Below are 16186 nucleotides of genomic sequence, written 5' to 3'. Positions count from 1 at the left end.
TCATACTGACCTCGATTCCGTATCACAGAATGCTATTCCGAATGAGCGACAGGACACCAGCACCCGGTGCCGCTGTCAAGAGCCATCGCAGCTTCACCCGAGTTCCGCTGGCCGGAATGCTGGTGCATGATACGGAATCAGTGTTAGCTTGAGGTGACGAGGAAGGAACGTCATGCGCGGACTCGCCGGCAAGAGAGTGCTGATCAGCGGCGGCAGCAGCGGCATCGGCGCGGCCACCGCCCGCCGGTTCCTGGAGGAGGGCGCCCGCGTGGTGCTGGGCGGCCTTGATCAGGCCGAGGTGGACCGTACCGTGGGCGAGCTGTCCACGCTGTCGGCCCTGTCCGGGTCGTCTGGGCCCGCGGAGGTGACCGGCCTGGCCGGTGACGTCAGCTCGGAGAGCGGCGCGGCGGCGCTGGTGGACGGCGCGATCGCCGCGCTGGGCGGGATCGACGTACTGGTCAACAACGCGGGCACGGCCTGGCGCGAGCCGTTCCTGGAGATCACCCCCGCGCACTGGGACCGGATCATCTCCGTCAACCTGCGCGGCATGTTCCTGGTCGCCCAGGCCGCGGCCCGCCACATGGTCGAGCGCGGGACGGGCGGGGTGATCGTCAACATGTCCTCCACCAACGGGCTCGGCGGCGAGGCGGACTACGCCCACTACAACGCCTCCAAGGGCGGCGTGCTGCTGCTCACCAAGACCATGGCGGTCGAGCTGGGCCGGCACGGCATCCGCGTCAACGCGCTGTGCCCCGGCTACATCAAGACCCCGCTCAACTCGCAGATCTCGGAAGGGCTCGCCGACGACTTCGTCTCCGGCTACGAGCGCGACCACATCCCGCTCGGCCGGGCCGGGCTGGCCGAGGAGGTCGCGGCCGGGTACGCGTTCCTGGCGTCCGATGACGCCTCGTTCGTCCACGGCACCGAGCTGGTGATCGACGGAGGCCAGTTGGCGATCATGTGATCGCCCCGTCGCACCGACCCGCGGGTGTGCCCCAGCTCCGCACCCTATATGATCACCAGAGCCATCGGACGAGCTGGTACGGAGGTCATACCATGGCCGACGAAAGCGCCTCGACGCCCCCCGTCACCCCGGAGGGCCGATCCACGCCGAAGATCAACACCAAGGTGGCCCACCCCGCGCGGATCTACGACTACTACCTGGGCGGCAAGGACAACTTCCCGTCCGACCGGGAGGCCGCGGAGAAGATGATCTCCGCCACCCGGGGCGGCGTCCGGGCGGGCGCGCGGCAGAACCGCGCGTTCCTGGTGCGCGCCGTACGCGCGCTCACCGATGCCGGGATCAGGCAGTTCCTCGACATCGGCACCGGGATTCCCACCTCGCCCAACGTCCATGAGGTCGCCCAGCAGGCCGTTCCCGACGCCCGGGTGGCCTATGTGGACAACGATCCGATCGTCCTGGTCCACGCCCGCGCGCTGATGACCGGGACCGGCGGGACCAGCATCATCCAGGCCGACCTGCGCGAGCCCGGCACCATTCTGGAGGACCCGCAGACCCGCGCCACGATCGACTTCACCCAGCCGGTGGGCGTCCTGCTGGTGGCGGTGCTGCAGTTCTTCACCGAGGCCGACGACCCGCACGGCATCGTGCGCCGGCTGCTGGCCGCCGTCCCCGCGGGCAGCCACCTGGTCGTCTCGCACTACACCGCCGACTTCAACCCCGCCGCCGCGACGCGCGGCGCGGTGGGCGCCTACGACAAGGCCACCGCTCCCCTGGTCCCGCGTGACCGCGAGGAGGTCGGCCGTTTCTTCACCGGGCTCGACATGCTCGACCCCGGTGTCGTACAGGCCTCCCAGTGGCGGCCCGACGGCCCGGTGCCGGACATCCCCGGCGGGCACCCGTGGGTGTGGGCGGGCGCGGGCGTCAAGCCCTGACCTCGGCCGGGCCTCTGGCGCGGCCTCAGCCCGGCTCGGTGGCGCGGGCCAGGACGATGCCGCCCACGATCAGCGAAAGGGCCGCGACCCGGGCGAGCGTGACCGGGTCGCGGTGGATCACGACGCCGAGGACGACGGCCCCGACCGCTCCGATTCCGGTGAACACCGCGTAGGCGGTGCCGACCGGCAGCGTACGCATCGACAGCGACAGCAGGTAGACGGCCACGGCGGCGAGCGCGAAGCAGATCAGCGTGGGCAGCGGCCTGGTGAAGTTCTCCGTCGGCTTGATGCTCTGCGACCAGGCGATCTCCACGGCTCCGGCGGCCAGCAGCAGCGCCCAGCTCATCAGTGCTCACCTCCCAGTGCGCGAGCGGCGCGCAGCGCGGCGGCGTAGGACTCCTCGTGCTCGGCCCGCAGGTGGGCGAGCGCCGGATCGACGCGGGCGTTGGTCAGTTCGGCGTTGACGAAGACGGTGTCGCGCACCGCGAGGTGCCCGGCGAGGAAGTCGCGCAGGTAGCGCTCCTGATGGTCGTAGGGCTCCTTCGGGGTGCCCGGGCCGTACGCGCCGCCGCGCGCGGTGGCGATCACGAACCGGCGGCCGGCCAGTGACATCCTCGGGAACGTCACCTGGTCGATCCACGCCTTCAGCGTCGCCGGGACCGAGTAGTTGTACATGGGCGTGGCGATCAGCACCACGTCGGCGTTCACCAGCTCGGCGAGCAGTGGCTCGACGATCGCCCAGGCCGCCGCCCCGGCCGGGCCGCGGACCGCGTCCTTGAGGCGGCCGATGTCGGTGATGCCGTGTTCGAGGACGTGATCGCACAGCTCGGTCCACGCCTCGCCGGGCGGCGGGACGGGCCGTTCGTGCAGGTCACGGTAGACGTAGCCGCCGTCGGGGTGGGCGGTCCGCCAGGCGTCGGCGAACGTCCGGCCCAGGTGGCGGCTGAGCGAACGGCGGCGGGCGCTCGCGTCCAGGTGCAGCAGGGTGGTCATGGGGAGGCTCCTCGAAATCAAGTGGACATTGTGTCCGCTTCTGACTGTAGCGGCCAACCGGACACTGCGTCCAGTTCTCTGGGTGGGCTACAGTCACCGGCATGCGACGCCGTACCGACCTGCTGTCCGGAGAGCCGACGCCCGAGCGGGCCGACGCCGCCCGCAACCGGGCCAAGGTGCTGCGCGCCGCCGCCGGCCTGTTCGCCACGCGCGACCCGCGCGGCGTCACCATGGACGAGATCGCCAAGGCCGCCGGCGTGGGCCGCGGCACCCTGTACCGGCGCTATCCCGACACGGGCTCGATCGCGCTCGCGCTGCTCGACGAGTACGAACGCGACCTTCAGGAACGGCTGCTGCGCGGCGAGCCGCCGCTCGGCCCCGGCGCGCCGCCCGGCCGGCGGCTGGCCGCCTTCTACGCCGCCATGGTCGACCTGCTGGAAAAGCACGGCCACCTGGTGCTCGGCGCGGAGGCCGGGCGGATGCGTTACGCCAGCGGCGCGTACGGCTTCTGGCACGCGCACGTCCGCGCGCTGCTGGTCGCGGGGGCGGTCCCCGACCCGGACGCGCTCACGGACACACTGCTCGCCCCGCTCGCCGCGGAGGTCTACCTCCGCCAGCGCGAACGCGGGCTCACCCCCGGGCGGATCGCGGCGGCGCTGGCCCGGCTGGCCGAGGGCGTACTGCCGCCAGGGTGAGCAACGCATGGTCATACCGCATGAAAAATGCCTATGCCTCCTGTGGGGACCGGTCGCTCATATATGAATGAGAGGACGACTCGCAGACAGGAGACCCCACGATGCGGGAAGTGATCGGGGCGGCCACCCCGGGAAGTGCGGCGTGACCGTCGGCAGGGCGAGCGCTTCCTGGCTGGGCGCGGCGATCGTGCTGGCCGTGGCCTTCGGGGCGGGCCTGGTGCTCCAACCGTTGCTGCCGGCGCTGCGGGTCTCCCTGTGCGAGCTGGTCTCCGTACGCCGGGCGGCGGTCCCCGTGCCTCCGAAGAACGCCACGCCCCAGGAGACCGTCACGGCGTACCTGCGGGCGGTGGCGGCCAGGGACGACGACGCGATCCAGGAGATGAGCACGCCTTCGTTCCTGCGCGCCCACGGCGCCCGGGGGCACGGCTGCGAATACCAGAGCCTGACCCGCATCCGTGTCGGCGCACCGTACCCGGACACGGTCCCGGGCTTCCGCCTGGGCGCGGGCGTCCCGGCCGAGTACTGGGTCGTGCAGGTCGACACCGGCCCGGAGCCCGACGGCCCCCGCGCCTACACCTTCCTGGTCGTCCGCGACACCCCCACCGAACGCTGGCGAGTAGCCGACTTCGGCCACGGCTGACCCCCACCCGCCGTACACGCCACCGGGCGGTCGGCGGGCCCGGTTTCAGGCGGTACCGCAGGCGGCCTTACCCGGCTTGACCTTGCCCCAGGGGCAAGGCTCGACGATGTTCCACATGAACAGCAACGCACTGCGCGCCGTCGAGGCCCAGATCCGCGAGCAGGCCGCCGCCTACTGCGAGTCCGACAGCGTCCCCGGGTTCGTCGCCGGCGTCCACCACGCCGGCGAGCAGATCGTCGTCGCCCACGGCACCGCGAACACCGCCACCGGCGCACCGATGCTCGACGACACCGGATTTCTCTTCGGCTCGGTCACCAAGGTCATGACCACCACGCTGGTCCTGCAGCAGGTCGATCGGGGACTGCTGGACCTGGAGGCGCCGGTGGTGAAGTACCTCCCCGAGTTCGCCCTGACCGCATCGGGCGCGGCGGACAAGATCCTGGTCCGGCACCTGATCTCCCACACCAACGGCATCGACGCGGACCTGTACTTCCCCGACGCCAAGGGCCGCGACGCCCTGAAGACCTACGTCACCGGCCTCGCGCGCGGCTGCGGCAGCCTGTTCGAGCCCGGCGAGCAGCTCAGCTACTCCAACGGCGGCATGATCGTCGCGGGCCGCCTGCTGGAAGTGGTGACCGGCACGCACTTCCCCGACCTGCTCGAACGCGACGTCTATGCACCCGTCGGCATGAAGGACTCCAGCACCTCGGCCGAGCGGGCCATCTTGCGCAGCACGGCTGTCGGCCACTTCCCGGACCCCGAGACCGGGGCGGCCAGGCCCACCGGCATGTTCATGCTGCCCGACACCTGGGGGCCGGCCGGCGGCACGCCGATCGGCACGATCGGCGACCTGCTCGCCTTCGGGCGCACCCACCTGGCGGGCGGCGTGTCCCCCTCTGGCACACGCGTCCTGTCGGTGGAGTCGACCGCGCTGATGCAGCGGGTCTCGCACGACATGGCGACCCCGAACGTCCCGCCGATGGGCCTGGGCTGGGTGCGGTACCCGTTCGGCGGCACGACCGTCCTGGCCATGTCCGGCGCGTCGCCCGGCGGCGTGTCCATCCTGTGCGTCGTACCCGAGCACGACCTGGTCTTCGCCGCCTTCGGCAACACCCCGGGGGCGATCATGCTGCAGGACCGGATCCTGCAGCGGCTGCTGAGCGAGCATCTCGGCGTCCAGATCCCCGCTCTGGTCACCGATGTACAGAAGGACGTCGACCTCACCCCATATGTGGGCACCTACCGCTCCGATCAGCTCCGCATCGACGTCGGCATCGTCGATGGCCGGCTTGAGGAGCGGACGACCTACGAACCGGCGGACGAATCGCAGGAGCAGATCTTCACCGAGTTCGCCGGCGGCACGACCTCCGCCCCGCCACAGCGCTACGTGCCCATCCGGCCCGGCCTCTTCGCGCCCGCCGGATACCCGCTGGAGACGTTCGACGGATACCTGCGGCTGCTGCTCGTCTCCTACCACGACATCCGCGACGGCCAAGCGCGCTTCCGCAACGGCGGCGGCCGCCTGACCCGGCGGGCCTGACCGTTCCGGCCGGCCTGACAGCCGGGTGGAAGGATGGCGAGCATGCTCACGATCGGCCAACTCGCGGACTACGCCGGGGTGACCACCAAGGCCGTCCGCCACTATCACGAGCGCGGCCTGCTCGCCGAGCCCGGCCGCGACTCCTCCGGCTACCGGCGCTACACCGCCCAAGACGCCATCGACCTCGTCAAGATCAGAACCCTGGCCAATGCGGGCGTGCCACTGGCCCGCATCAAAGACCTTCTTGACGCCGGCCCGGACGCGCTCACGGCAGCCATCGCCGAGATCGACCGAAACCTCCGAGATCGCATCGCACAGCTACGGCGAACCCGAGATCAACTCGCCCGGCTCCGCGGCGGCGACCGGCTTTTCGTCTCCCCGGAGGTCGCCGGCCATCTCGACGGCTTGCGTGAGCTCGGTGTCAGCGAGCGCCAGATCCACCTGGAACGCGACGGCTGGATCCTCATGCAGACCGCCTCACCCGAGGAGGCCTCCGTGTGGATCGCCGAAAAACGCGAGCTCATGACCGACCCCGAGTTCCGCGCCCTTTACCTCGAACATGACGCCGCCTACAACTGGTCGCCGGACGACCCCCGCCTCCCCGCCCTCGCGGACCGTACCCGGAACTGGTTCACCGGCCACCACAGCCGATCCGAGACCCGCCCCGTCCACAACCCGACCATCGCCCGATTGGCCGCGCAATCCCAGCCTGGAGCCTCATCCCCCGCTTGGGACCGCCTGGCCCGACTCATGGAAGGCTAGCCTCGATTCCGCGTCCTGCCTGGCAGCGGGCTCTGACGCGCAGTTCGTTCGGTGAGCGGGGTTTCTGTGACGCCATCGTGTACGTGGACCGCACCGGCGTCCCCTGGCTTCACCCGCCCACCTGACGCGTGCCGCCGAGGGCCGCGCCCTGGGATGGCTGATGTTCCACCGGCGCCCGGCCCGCGAACACGAGGCCCTGCCGGCCGGTTCCGAAGCCCTGATCCATATCGCCGTGACCGATCTCATCACCCGCCGTCTCACCAGCGAATCCACCCCGGCATGGCGCGGCGCCTGACTCCGGGATCAGACAGGGCTGAACACCCACCAAGGGGCATTTTTCCACAAGGCGGCCGCTCGGCCACTGCCGGAAATTGGAAACTTCGGCAGTAAAGAGGTAAACTCAAATTACCGAGGACTTTTCGAGCGTTGGCACTCAGGTCGGCGTCGCCCCCGGCGAACCACCACCGCGTCCTTCCAAGGGCCCGGATAGGCCAGGGCGACCATGACGCCGGGAGTTCCTGCTGATCGCAACCCACCGAACGCCGCCGCCGACGCTTCTGCCGCGATCGACTCTACGGTCCGGCTCAGGCTGGATCCTCGCCTTTGCCGGCGGGGCACCGTAGACGGGGCGTGGTGGCCTCGCTCTCGCGACGCCGCCGCCGAACTACCCGCTCTCATCGCCGTCGTCGACCAGCGGCTGGCGCAGATCACGATGCGCGTCGGCCTGCACGGCGACGCATGGGACGACGCTCCGCACCACATCCCGGCCCGCGGACGCCAGATCCGGGTGGGCCGGTTCCGCCACGCCAACGCACACCTGATCAGCCTGGTCTCCATGGGTGCCGAGCCGATCAGGCTGCTGGTCATCCCGCCGGATACCGCCGTCGGCCCGGCAGCCGCCGCGCTGGCCCTTTCCGTCCGTGGCGCGCCCGGCCGGCGCCCCGCCGACATCCTCGGTGCCGCACACCGCACGGCCGCGGCCGGCCTCGGTACCCCGGATGCGGACGGCCCAGTCCAGTGGGAGGACGAGAGCGGAAACATCAGCGATCAGCCGTCCACCGCCTGACACCGGCCTACCGGCACCCGGCCCGATCGGCCTGGCCGGCAAGCCCTTCCAGATGTTCTCCGAATGGAGCGATCATGATCATTATCGACAGGCCCATCATCGACAGACCCCGCGCCACCGTGGACGGCATGCGCACCGGCAAAGGCGGCCCGCGGGCCGGCGCCGTCCCTGCCGGGTCGTGCGCCGCCGCGACGACCATCCGCTTGACCGGTGAGATCGACATCTTCACCAGCCACGCGCTTCGTAAGCGTCTGCTGCGGGTCCTGTGCTACAGCACGAACCTGCTCATTCTCGACCTGTCCGAGGTATCGTTCTGCGATGCCTCCGGACTGGCCGTCCTGGTCGGCATCCAACGCCGCGCCCGGGCGATGGGCATCACCCTCGCCCTGACCACCCCCCGCCCGTACATGTCCAAACTGCTGCGCATCACCGGCCTGGACCGCAGCCTCCGGGTGCTGGCCTGACCGATCCGCGCACCAACTCCGCCAGGGACCCGCTGTCCACCCGAGCACGGGACCGGGCGGCGGGAGATCTCTATCCGAGCGCCGCTCCACCAACGCCTGCTCACTGAAAGGCCATCGTGGACATCCTGCACCGTCTCCGTAACAGATCCGAGCCATCCCCCGAAACGGCGGAGGGCACTGCGCCCCACGGTGATGAGGCACCGGCGACGGCCCCGCACCCTACGGACGTGGGCTCAAGCGCCGAGGACTCCAGGCCGGTACCCGTCACCCGCACCAGCGTGGCCTGGGCGGGCGTGTGGGCCGCCGCGCTCGCGTCCATCGCCTTCATCGTGTTCATACTGCAGAACACCACCCTTACGCAGGTGTCCTTTCTCGGCCTGCACGGCACGCTGCCGCTGGCGGTCGCGATGCTGATCGCCATGGTCAGTGGGATCTTGCTCACCTTGGTGCTCGGTACCGCCCGTATCACTCAACTCCGTCGCCTGGCCCGTCCGCGCCGGCATCACAACCGGTAACGGAGAGCGCTCCCCGCATCGGGCTCTTCGCCATGAGACCACCTTGGAAGTCCCGAACTTGCTGATCCCCAATAGCGCCAGGGGTGCGATCATCGTGTGAATGGGCAGGTGAACCGCCTCCAAGGGCGTGATAGGGGCACAGCCGTGCGGCCTCGCATGTCGAGCGCCAGCGCTGAGGCCCTGGCCGGTGTCCTGAAAGGCGATCGCCGCAGCCTCGCGCACTCTTGCCCTGCAGAACGCGGCGAACATAGCTGCCGCGGTGACCGGCAGCGACCGGTCGCCTGCCTGGAGGCGATGACCGCCTCTGCAACTCCTGGAGGTGGCCGCCGCCCGGTCGCTCGGCATCGCAACCGACCAGGCGCTCGCCAGGAGGGCCGTAGCGGTTGCGCGGCTTCCCGCCAGACGCGCGCTTAGGACGCGTAGTCGCCGCAGGCGGGCTGTCGGTGTCCGCTCGTCTTCATTGTCCCATTCTGCCTAGGCTCAGCGGTGGCATCGTGGCCTGCGGCGATGGGGATCCCACCGGGACGGGTACGCCCCCGAAATCGCCCGGCATCGCGTGGCGGTCATGCGAGCACCTTGTGAGCCACGCGGGGTGCTCGGTGCGAAGGTGGATCAGTATCCGAAGGAAGATGGCCATGAGCTCGTTCGTCGGCTGAGTGCCGCTCTGGGCGGCCTGCCCGCGTTCTATTCCCGGTCGGCGAGGGCACCCGCTGATCGACGTTCACGCACCGCGCGCGAAATGGTCCGCAAGGTGCACCGAGATCGTGGTCCATTGCTTCCGGGCGGTCCGTCGAGACGCGGGAGCGAGCCGGACGCGTGCCGGATACGGCACGTTGGCGACGCGCCTGCGGACGGCTATCGCCGCGAGTGATGAGACTTGCTCGGAATCGACGTTTCCACCGGCTCGCGGATCGCATTGACTGAGGAGTGATCAGCCGGCGCAGCTTGCGTCGCTGCCACCGTGGGGGGGGTCGTGATGAGCCTGGACGCAGAAGGGACGAACGCGACCGCGCGCGCCGGTCTGAACGGCCAGGAGCCGCGTTGCACTCACATCGACCTGCTCCCGGCCATGGAGCCCGGGTCGCCCGAATGCAAGGAATGTCTGGCCCTCGGCCGGACCTGGACGCGGTTGCTGGTGTGCCTGAGCTGCGGGTGGGTGGCCTGCAGCGACGATGCGCGGCCCGGTCACGCCAAGGCTCACTACCAGGAAACCGACCACCCGGTGGTCGCCGCCCTGGATCCGGGCTCGACCTGGCGCTGGTGCTACGTGCATCGGCGAACCGTATAGACAAGACAGAAGAGACCTCATGACCATTGACCAACAGCCGGTGAGAGATCGGCTGGACTATGACGGCGTATCCCCATTTCCCGGGGCGACGGAGCACCATGCGGTCGGCAGGGCTCAGCTCGGGCTGACGGCGGCGATCGTCATCCTGCCGTTGTTCGCGCTCGGCGCCGCGATCGTCCTGGCGTGGGGGCAGGGCGTCGCGCTCACCGACCTGCTGCTGGCAGCGGTCTTCTACGTGGTGACCGGGCTGGGGGTGACGGTGGGGTTCCACCGGCTGCTCACCCACGGCTCCTTCACCGCCCTGCCATGGCTGCGCACGGCGCTGGCCGTCGCGGGATCGATGGGATTTCAGGGCAACGTGATCGACTGGGTCGCCGTCCACCGCCGCCATCACGCCTTCACCGACCGGCCAGGCGATCCCCATTCTCCCTACCGGTACGGTACCGGCCTGCGCGGGCAGCTTCGGGGGCTTGCCCACGCCCACCTTGGCTGGCTGTTCACCGGCGACGCGACGACATCCGCCGAACGCTATGCCCCCGACCTGCTGGCGGACCCGGCGATGACCCGCGTGGCCCGCGCGTTCCCCGCGCTGTGCGCGCTGTCGCTGGCGTTGCCGTTCCTGGCCGGGTGGGCGATCACCGGCACCCTGCACGGCGCCCTGACCGCCTTCTTGTGGGCCGGGTTGATCCGCGTCGCTCTGCTCCAGCATGTCACCTGGAGCGTCAATTCCCTGTGCCACCTGATCGGGAACCGCCCCTTCACGACCCGCCGCTACGACCGGGCCACGAACCTGTGGCCGCTGGCCCTGCTGTCCTTCGGCGAGAGCTGGCACAACGGCCACCACAGCGAGCCCACCTGCGCCCGTCACGGCCTCGACCGAGGCCAGATCGACCCGTCCAGCGGGCTGATCCGCCTGTTCGAACGGCTCGGCTGGGTGAGCGACGTGCGCTGGCCCGACCCCGAACGCATCCAGCGCCGCCGTACCGGCCCGCTCTCACCGGCCCGCGCCCCGAACGCGGACTGAAACCGATGACCCTGCCGGTTCCGCCGCCGATATGGCCGCCGGCCGGTGCGGCGGTGGCCGTGGTGATCGTCATCGGCCTTGTGGCAGGGCCCGGCATGTGAGCGGGGGCGTCTGTCCCACTAGGGATGGTCGCCGGTGCGGATTCGGCGGTGCGGTTCTTCGCCGGTTTCCGCACCGAACACAGCCCGTCGGTCGGCGACCTGTTCGTCCTCGGGGTCGTCGTCGCGGGCTTCGCCGTGCCGACCGCGTTGCAGGCCCGCGTGCCGCTCGTCGGCATCGCCGCCCCGCTCGTCCCGCGCGGATCGTTGATACTGGCCGGAGCCGCCGCCACCTTCTACCCGTCGGCGCGTTCCTGATCTTCACCACGGTCCTGCCCGCTCGACCGGCTGATCCACCTCTCCCACGGGCCGGCGCTCCTCCCGGCCTCCAGCGGGGGCGAACCCGCTCATCGGTTCCGGTGACAACCGGTGCCGCCATTGCTCGTTTCCCCTACCAGACCGGGCCATGGCAGACGGGCATGCGGTTCACACGCCCACGCCGCGCCCTAGAGTGGGAGACAACGGCCCGGGGCGGCGCCGCCCGGACCGGGAAGGGGTGGCGGGCATGGAATTACGGCAGCTCCGCTACTTCGTGACGCTGGCCGAAGAACTCCACTTCGGCCGGGCCGCGGCACGCGAGCACATCGTCCAGTCCGCGCTGAGCCAGCAGATCCAGCGGCTGGAGCGCGAACTCGGAGTGCGGTTGCTGGACCGCAGCACCCACCACGTCAACCTGACCCCCGCGGGCGCCGCCTTCCTCATCCAGGCACGCCAAATCCTCGATCACGTGGGCCGGGCCGGGCAGGCCGCACGCCACGCCGCCGCCTCAGCGCCCACGCTGCGCGTCGGCATCATCGACGCCGGCTACGACACCATGCCGCAGATTCTGCGCGAACTCCAGCGCGGTCATCCCGACATCACCATCCATCAGATCGAAGCGGGCAGCCCCGAGCAGTACCGGCAACTGGCCGATGGGCGCCTGGACATCGCCATCGGACACGCCGCCAAAGCCCCGGCCGAGGTGACCTCCAAGCTCATCAGGCTCGATCCGCTCGGCGTTCTGCTACCCGATGACCACCGCTTCGCCGACATGGACGGCGTACCCGTGACCGCCCTTTCCGGCGAGCTCCTGTTGCTGGGCGAGGAATCCCAGACGCCTGAGCTCAACGAATTCGTCATCACGCTGTGCCGCTCGGCCGGGTTCGCACCCACCGCCTATGAGGGAACCGTCGAGAGCACCCGTGCCGCCGCCGACCTCGTCCGCCAGCGCCGCTGCGTACACTGCGTCCCCTCCTCCTTCCGCACCTCGAACCGGCTCGGCACCACCTGGCGGCCCCTGGAGCCCGCCACGCACTACCCCTGGTCACTGCTGTGGCACCAGGACAACCCCTCTCCCCACATCGCCACCGTCATCGACAGCGCCCGGCAACTCGCCGCGCAACTCGGCTGGCTGGAACCCACCGCCCCGCCCAGCGGACCCGACGGACCAAGGCCCGGCGCAGACGCCCCCACGGCCACCGGCCACAGTGATGGGCCTGTCTGATGTCCTGCTGATCGGTTCTGGAGATGGGTTCTTCCCGGATCGCCTGTTTCCCCTACGGCACGCGCGGGTGTTGGCTCGAAGTGAACGAGCCTGACCGCCGGCGATCGCGCGGCGGCCGGCCCCTGCTTCGACCGGTCCGGAAGACCGATCCCACGCAGCCGTCGATGCACCGCCACAGGAGTTCGGCCATGGGCATCATCGCTTGGATCATTCTTGGACTGGTCGCCGGGGTGGTGGCCAGAATGCTGGTCCCCGGCAAGGACGCGCAAGGTTTGATCACCGCTTTCGGGCTTGGCATCGCCGGCGCGCTACTGGGTGGGTTCATCGCCACCGAGGTGTTGCACGTCTCGGGCATCCAGGGGTTCTTCCACCTGGCCACCTGGCTGTGCGCCATCGCCGGAGCGGCAGCCCTGCTGCTCGGTCACAACCTGATCACCGGCCGGCGCTCCGGCCGCTGGGCCGGCCGCCGATGACCCCGCCCGGCACGCTCCGCAACCCATTCCAGCGCTCACGTGCCTGTCGTGGCAGGGGTGGGGCGTGATGCCCATCGCCGCAGCCGTCGCGGTCATCGTCGTCGGCGCCGTCCTCACCTTCGCCCTGGCCGACGGCTCGGTGGGCGGCTCGGCAGGCGGCGTCGAACAGCGCATCGTGGGCGTCATCCTGATGCTCGGTGGCATCCTCGGGCTGTTGCTGCCCCTGTTCCGTACCCGGTCGCGCTGGAGCGGGTCGACCGTCCGAAGCCGGCAGGACGCCATCGACGACCAGTCACCGCCCGGCCCCCTCGCTCCGCCCGGCCGCAACACCAGGCGGCGCGGCAGCCGCGGGCCCACCACCGACTCCGACCGCCCGAGTGCGCCCGGCGGATCGGCCAGGCAGGACGGCTGAAATGGATCGATCCCGGAAGCGGACAAGGCTTGTTCCAGGAACTCCTCGCCGACACACCCCCCGGCCCCGACCAGCCGCCCCTCTCCACGACGACCGACGATATACCAGGCAAATCCCCTCAAAACGCCCCCGGAAGGCGACGCGCCATGAATCTCCGCAACGACGACAAACACCTTCAGGAAACCACCGCCCGGCCACCGCTCCCACCCGAGCCCGAGCCCGAGCCTGGACGCGGCCACGACGGCAAGCGCAGGCCGCCGCCACCGCCCGACAAACTCGTCTACAGCCCGGTGATCCAGCCTGGCGCACCGCCGACGCCGCCCGCGCCGCTGCTCACCCCTGAGCCTGCCGGCTGATCCACCCGCCGGCACCCGCTCAGGTTCCGCATCGCCCGCCAGGGCTCCCTTATGGACGCACCATGGCGACAGAGCCGCGTGCGCCGTACAAGAGCCCGAGAGCGACGGATCCGAGCATCACGGTGCCGATCGCCCCTCGGCCCTGAGAGCCTACGACGACCAGATCCGCCTGAGCCGAAGCGCTGATGAGCGCATCGACGGGGCGGGCACGACGGACGTCCTCGATCACCGGAATCTGCGGATACCGTCGCTGCCACCCGCCAAGGGCGGCCGCCGGGGGCCGGCACCAGGCAGCGTGGATCTCCTCCAGATCATAGGCGCGTCCGGGGATGTGAGCATGCGCCGGCGGTCGCCGCACATGGACCGCGCCCAGCGTGCTCGCGCGGTGCATCGCCTGCTCGAAGGCGTAGGCGAGGGCGGGCTCGCAGGCCTGATAGCCGTCGAGCCCGACGACGACCTGCCCATGGGCGGTGCCGAGGCCGGTGTCGCGGCCGGTGCCCGGACCGGTGTCGCGGCCGGTGTCGCGGCCGGTGCCCGGACCGGTGCCCGGACCGGATCGGACGACGACCACCGGGCCGCGCACGTGCCCGGCCACGTGGGCGCTCACCGACCCCGGCACGGCGCCGGGGAAGCCGCCGAGACCGCTGCCGCCGATCACGATCTCGGCGGAGTCGCCGGCCTGGCCCCGCAACGTCGCCGCGTCGCCGCATCGCCGCCCTGAAGCAGTTCGCAGTCGACGTCGATGCCGGGCTGCCGCTTGCCCGCCACCGCCTCGGCGTCGCTCAGCACCCGCTGCGCGCTGCGCATGACATCACCCTGACCTTGGGCGGAGAACATCGCCATCGCGTACGGTGTGCGGTCCACGGCGTGAACGATGCGGAGCCGGGCACCCGCGCGAGCGGCATCATCGGCCGCCCCACTCAACGGCCGCGGTCGCGGCATCCGAACCGTCGACGCCCACGACGATGACACGATTCATGGCAACTCCAGATCTGTGCCCGCAATTCGCGGGTCATTTGAGGCGAGAATGTGCCGGGCCAGGCCGACCCGGCACATTTCGATGTCGTTGCCGGTCGCCGCGGTCAGCGCTTGGGCATCTTCCCGGTTTTCCCGGCGCGCCGCCCCAGGTCGCTTTCAGATTCAGACCGGATGGCCATGCCTTTGGACTCCAGGTACTGGTTCCCGGTGGCGCGGCCGAAGTTGAGCATGATCCACCCCTGAACGGCCCGCACCCTGGATTTGATCTTCATTGTCGGGCTCATGGCGCTTCCCTTCGACTGCTCTCGGACGCGACGCGACCTGGTCCCAGGATGTTCTTCCTGACAAAAGCAGGAAACAGGCGATCACTGACCTGGTCATCACCGCGATCGATAACAGCGCCGATCATCCCGATGGCGACCTGACGCCCCTCCGTGCCTCATCAAAAGAGGTAGAATAGAAAACACCGAGGACATTTCGTGCGCTGGCATTCAGTTGGCGTCGCCCGCGGCGACAGACCATTTCGGCCCACGTAAGGGCCTGACAGGCCAGGCGACCATCATGACGACACTCCTCTCCCCGCCCAGCCCTGTACTCGCGGCTCAGGCCGCGCCCAGGCTCAGCCTCAACGCCGTCCTCGACCAGCGAGGTACCGTCGACGGCGCGTGGTGGCCGCGCTCCCGTGACGCCGCCGCCGAACTGCCCGCGCTCATCTCGGCCGTCGACCGGCGGCTCGACAGGGCCGTCCTGCGTGTGGGCCTGCATGCGGACGCGTGGGAGCACATTCCGCACCGCATCCCGGCCCGCGGCCGCCAGGTCCGAGTAGGCTGGTTCAACAGCGCCGACCCGCATCTGATCACCCTGAGCATCGCGGGAACCGTGCCGATATCCCTGCTGGTCATCCCACCCGGCACCGCACACGGCCCGGCCATGGCCGCGCTCGCGCTCGCCGCCGCAGGCACGATCGGCGTCCGTCCGGCCGACATGCTCCACCCCGCGGTCCCTGCGGAAGGCTCACCTGGCCGGGACGGCTCGGCCTCCTGGGAGAACGAGGGCGGCCACATCGCCGACCCCGCGCCCGCACGGCCCGCCACCACCTGGTCGTAGCGCAAGGTCCGGCCGGTCGGCCGATGGCGTGGCCCGCGTGGGCGCGGCCATCATGGCCGATGCTCGCCGTCCGCCCGTTCTCGTCTGGCCGCGGCCGTGATCTGCTCCGCGGCATGCTCGTTCTTCGGCGCGGGCCTGGGCGGGTATCGCGGCGGCCCCGGCCTGGGCTTGTCCCCGCATCTGGCGGCGTGGCCGATCCAGCTCGGCCACCGGTGCTCCGGGATGGCGGGATGCAACGCACCTGTCGGTCTGCCGGGCTCGCCGGCAGAGGAGCCGTCAGCACTTCGGAGGCATCCGTCGGTGTGGTGGTTCCTGAGCGTGGCCAGGTGGATCAGGTCCGGGCGGCGGCGCGTGCAGGTGAAGGCCGGGCGCCTTGTGCCAGCCGGTGAGGTTGAG

23 protein-coding genes are annotated in these 16186 nt (G+C 70.4%); 18 read left to right on the top strand and 5 right to left on the bottom strand.

The features are described 5' to 3' along the window. The first annotated feature begins 172 nt into the window (after positions 1 to 172). Together ACH34R_RS15005 and ACH34R_RS15000 are read left to right on the top strand one after the other, a co-directional pair. Positions 173 to 964, top strand: coding sequence for an SDR family NAD(P)-dependent oxidoreductase (locus ACH34R_RS15005; protein WP_397562020.1), 792 nt, complete (start codon positions 173 to 175; stop codon positions 962 to 964). Between the two features lie 92 nt (positions 965 to 1056). Beyond that, the gene (locus tag ACH34R_RS15000; protein ID WP_397562019.1) at positions 1057 to 1896 is read left to right on the top strand and encodes an SAM-dependent methyltransferase; all 840 of its coding nucleotides are present in this window, start codon (positions 1057 to 1059) and stop codon (positions 1894 to 1896) included. A gap of 25 nt (positions 1897 to 1921) precedes the next feature. Here ACH34R_RS15000 and ACH34R_RS14995 read toward each other — a convergent pair whose 3' ends face one another. Both ACH34R_RS14995 and ACH34R_RS14990 read right to left on the bottom strand, forming a co-directional pair. After that, positions 1922 to 2242 carry a DMT family transporter gene (locus tag ACH34R_RS14995; protein WP_397562018.1) on the bottom strand — a complete coding sequence of 107 codons (321 nt, stop codon included), beginning with the start codon at positions 2240 to 2242 and terminating at the stop codon, positions 1922 to 1924. Then, on the bottom strand, positions 2242 to 2889 hold the full coding sequence (locus tag ACH34R_RS14990; RefSeq protein WP_397562017.1) for an FMN-dependent NADH-azoreductase: 648 nt from the start codon (positions 2887 to 2889) through the stop codon (positions 2242 to 2244). The genes ACH34R_RS14995 and ACH34R_RS14990 overlap by 1 nt, the downstream gene beginning before the upstream one ends. Positions 2890 to 2990: 101 nt before the next feature. On the opposite strand from ACH34R_RS14990, the gene ACH34R_RS14985 reads away from it, so the two are divergent. The 15 genes from ACH34R_RS14985 (at position 2991) to ACH34R_RS14915 (ending at position 13705) form a co-directional block, all read left to right on the top strand. Further along, complete coding sequence (locus ACH34R_RS14985; RefSeq protein ID WP_397562016.1) at positions 2991 to 3584, top strand: TetR/AcrR family transcriptional regulator; 594 nt, start codon at positions 2991 to 2993, stop codon at positions 3582 to 3584. 142 nt (positions 3585 to 3726) lie between these two features. Beyond that, positions 3727 to 4224 carry a hypothetical protein gene (locus ACH34R_RS14980; protein WP_397562015.1) on the top strand — a complete coding sequence of 166 codons (498 nt, stop codon included), beginning with the start codon at positions 3727 to 3729 and terminating at the stop codon, positions 4222 to 4224. Positions 4225 to 4339: 115 nt separating this feature from the next. Next, positions 4340 to 5764 (top strand): serine hydrolase domain-containing protein, encoded by a 1425-nt coding sequence (locus ACH34R_RS14975; RefSeq protein WP_397562014.1) that lies wholly within the window; start codon positions 4340 to 4342, stop codon positions 5762 to 5764. 42 nt (positions 5765 to 5806) lie between these two features. Continuing rightward, positions 5807 to 6526 carry a MerR family transcriptional regulator gene (locus ACH34R_RS14970; protein WP_397562013.1) on the top strand — a complete coding sequence of 240 codons (720 nt, stop codon included), beginning with the start codon at positions 5807 to 5809 and terminating at the stop codon, positions 6524 to 6526. Between the two features lie 160 nt (positions 6527 to 6686). Beyond that, entirely contained in the window at positions 6687 to 6821 is a 135-nt protein-coding gene (locus ACH34R_RS14965; protein WP_397562012.1) for a hypothetical protein, read from the top strand. Positions 6822 to 7028: 207 nt separating this feature from the next. Continuing rightward, positions 7029 to 7592, top strand: coding sequence for a DUF5994 family protein (locus tag ACH34R_RS14960; protein ID WP_397562011.1), 564 nt, complete (start codon positions 7029 to 7031; stop codon positions 7590 to 7592). A gap of 74 nt (positions 7593 to 7666) precedes the next feature. Further along, positions 7667 to 8056 (top strand): STAS domain-containing protein, encoded by a 390-nt coding sequence (locus tag ACH34R_RS14955; protein ID WP_397562010.1) that lies wholly within the window; start codon positions 7667 to 7669, stop codon positions 8054 to 8056. 227 nt (positions 8057 to 8283) lie between these two features. Then, positions 8284 to 8571, top strand: a complete 288-nt coding sequence (locus ACH34R_RS14950) for a lipopolysaccharide assembly LapA domain-containing protein (RefSeq protein ID WP_397562009.1) — start codon at positions 8284 to 8286, stop codon at positions 8569 to 8571. A gap of 976 nt (positions 8572 to 9547) precedes the next feature. Continuing rightward, positions 9548 to 9859: a UBP-type zinc finger domain-containing protein gene (locus ACH34R_RS14945; protein WP_397562008.1), complete on the top strand. Its 312-nt coding sequence runs from the start codon at positions 9548 to 9550 to the stop codon at positions 9857 to 9859. Positions 9860 to 9878: 19 nt separating this feature from the next. Continuing rightward, positions 9879 to 10883: an acyl-CoA desaturase gene (locus ACH34R_RS14940; protein ID WP_397562007.1), complete on the top strand. Its 1005-nt coding sequence runs from the start codon at positions 9879 to 9881 to the stop codon at positions 10881 to 10883. A 125-nt stretch (positions 10884 to 11008) separates the two neighbouring features. Next, entirely contained in the window at positions 11009 to 11239 is a 231-nt protein-coding gene (locus ACH34R_RS14935) for a hypothetical protein (protein ID WP_397562006.1), read from the top strand. A 247-nt stretch (positions 11240 to 11486) separates the two neighbouring features. Then, positions 11487 to 12464, top strand: a complete 978-nt coding sequence (locus ACH34R_RS14930) for a LysR family transcriptional regulator (RefSeq protein ID WP_397562005.1) — start codon at positions 11487 to 11489, stop codon at positions 12462 to 12464. 188 nt (positions 12465 to 12652) lie between these two features. Continuing rightward, positions 12653 to 12937: a GlsB/YeaQ/YmgE family stress response membrane protein gene (locus ACH34R_RS14925; RefSeq protein WP_397562004.1), complete on the top strand. Its 285-nt coding sequence runs from the start codon at positions 12653 to 12655 to the stop codon at positions 12935 to 12937. Between the two features lie 67 nt (positions 12938 to 13004). Continuing rightward, positions 13005 to 13349: a hypothetical protein gene (locus ACH34R_RS14920; protein WP_397562003.1), complete on the top strand. Its 345-nt coding sequence runs from the start codon at positions 13005 to 13007 to the stop codon at positions 13347 to 13349. A 146-nt stretch (positions 13350 to 13495) separates the two neighbouring features. Beyond that, complete coding sequence (locus tag ACH34R_RS14915) at positions 13496 to 13705, top strand: hypothetical protein (RefSeq protein ID WP_397562002.1); 210 nt, start codon at positions 13496 to 13498, stop codon at positions 13703 to 13705. A gap of 49 nt (positions 13706 to 13754) precedes the next feature. On the opposite strand, the gene ACH34R_RS14910 is transcribed toward ACH34R_RS14915, so the two are convergent. The 3 genes from ACH34R_RS14910 to ACH34R_RS14900 all read right to left on the bottom strand — a co-directional run bounded on the left by ACH34R_RS14910 (position 13755) and on the right by ACH34R_RS14900 (position 14955). After that, positions 13755 to 14363: a universal stress protein gene (locus tag ACH34R_RS14910; protein WP_397562001.1), complete on the bottom strand. Its 609-nt coding sequence runs from the start codon at positions 14361 to 14363 to the stop codon at positions 13755 to 13757. Beyond that, complete coding sequence (locus tag ACH34R_RS14905; RefSeq protein WP_397562000.1) at positions 14360 to 14569, bottom strand: hypothetical protein; 210 nt, start codon at positions 14567 to 14569, stop codon at positions 14360 to 14362. The genes ACH34R_RS14910 and ACH34R_RS14905 overlap by 4 nt, the downstream gene beginning before the upstream one ends. A 218-nt stretch (positions 14570 to 14787) precedes the next feature. Next, on the bottom strand, positions 14788 to 14955 hold the full coding sequence (locus ACH34R_RS14900) for a hypothetical protein (protein WP_397561999.1): 168 nt from the start codon (positions 14953 to 14955) through the stop codon (positions 14788 to 14790). Between the two features lie 289 nt (positions 14956 to 15244). Here ACH34R_RS14900 and ACH34R_RS14895 point away from each other — a divergent pair, with 289 nt between their 5' ends. Beyond that, entirely contained in the window at positions 15245 to 15790 is a 546-nt protein-coding gene (locus ACH34R_RS14895; RefSeq protein WP_397561998.1) for a DUF5994 family protein, read from the top strand. Positions 15791 to 16186: the final 396 nt, after the last annotated feature.

The sequence above is a fragment of the Spongiactinospora sp. 9N601 genome, assembly GCF_044326295.1.
In the GTDB taxonomy this organism is placed as follows: Bacteria; Actinomycetota; Actinomycetes; order Streptosporangiales; family Streptosporangiaceae; genus Spongiactinospora; species Spongiactinospora gelatinilytica.
Note: the sequence above shows the minus strand (reverse complement) of the source record. Positions and strands in the feature narration are given on the sequence as shown.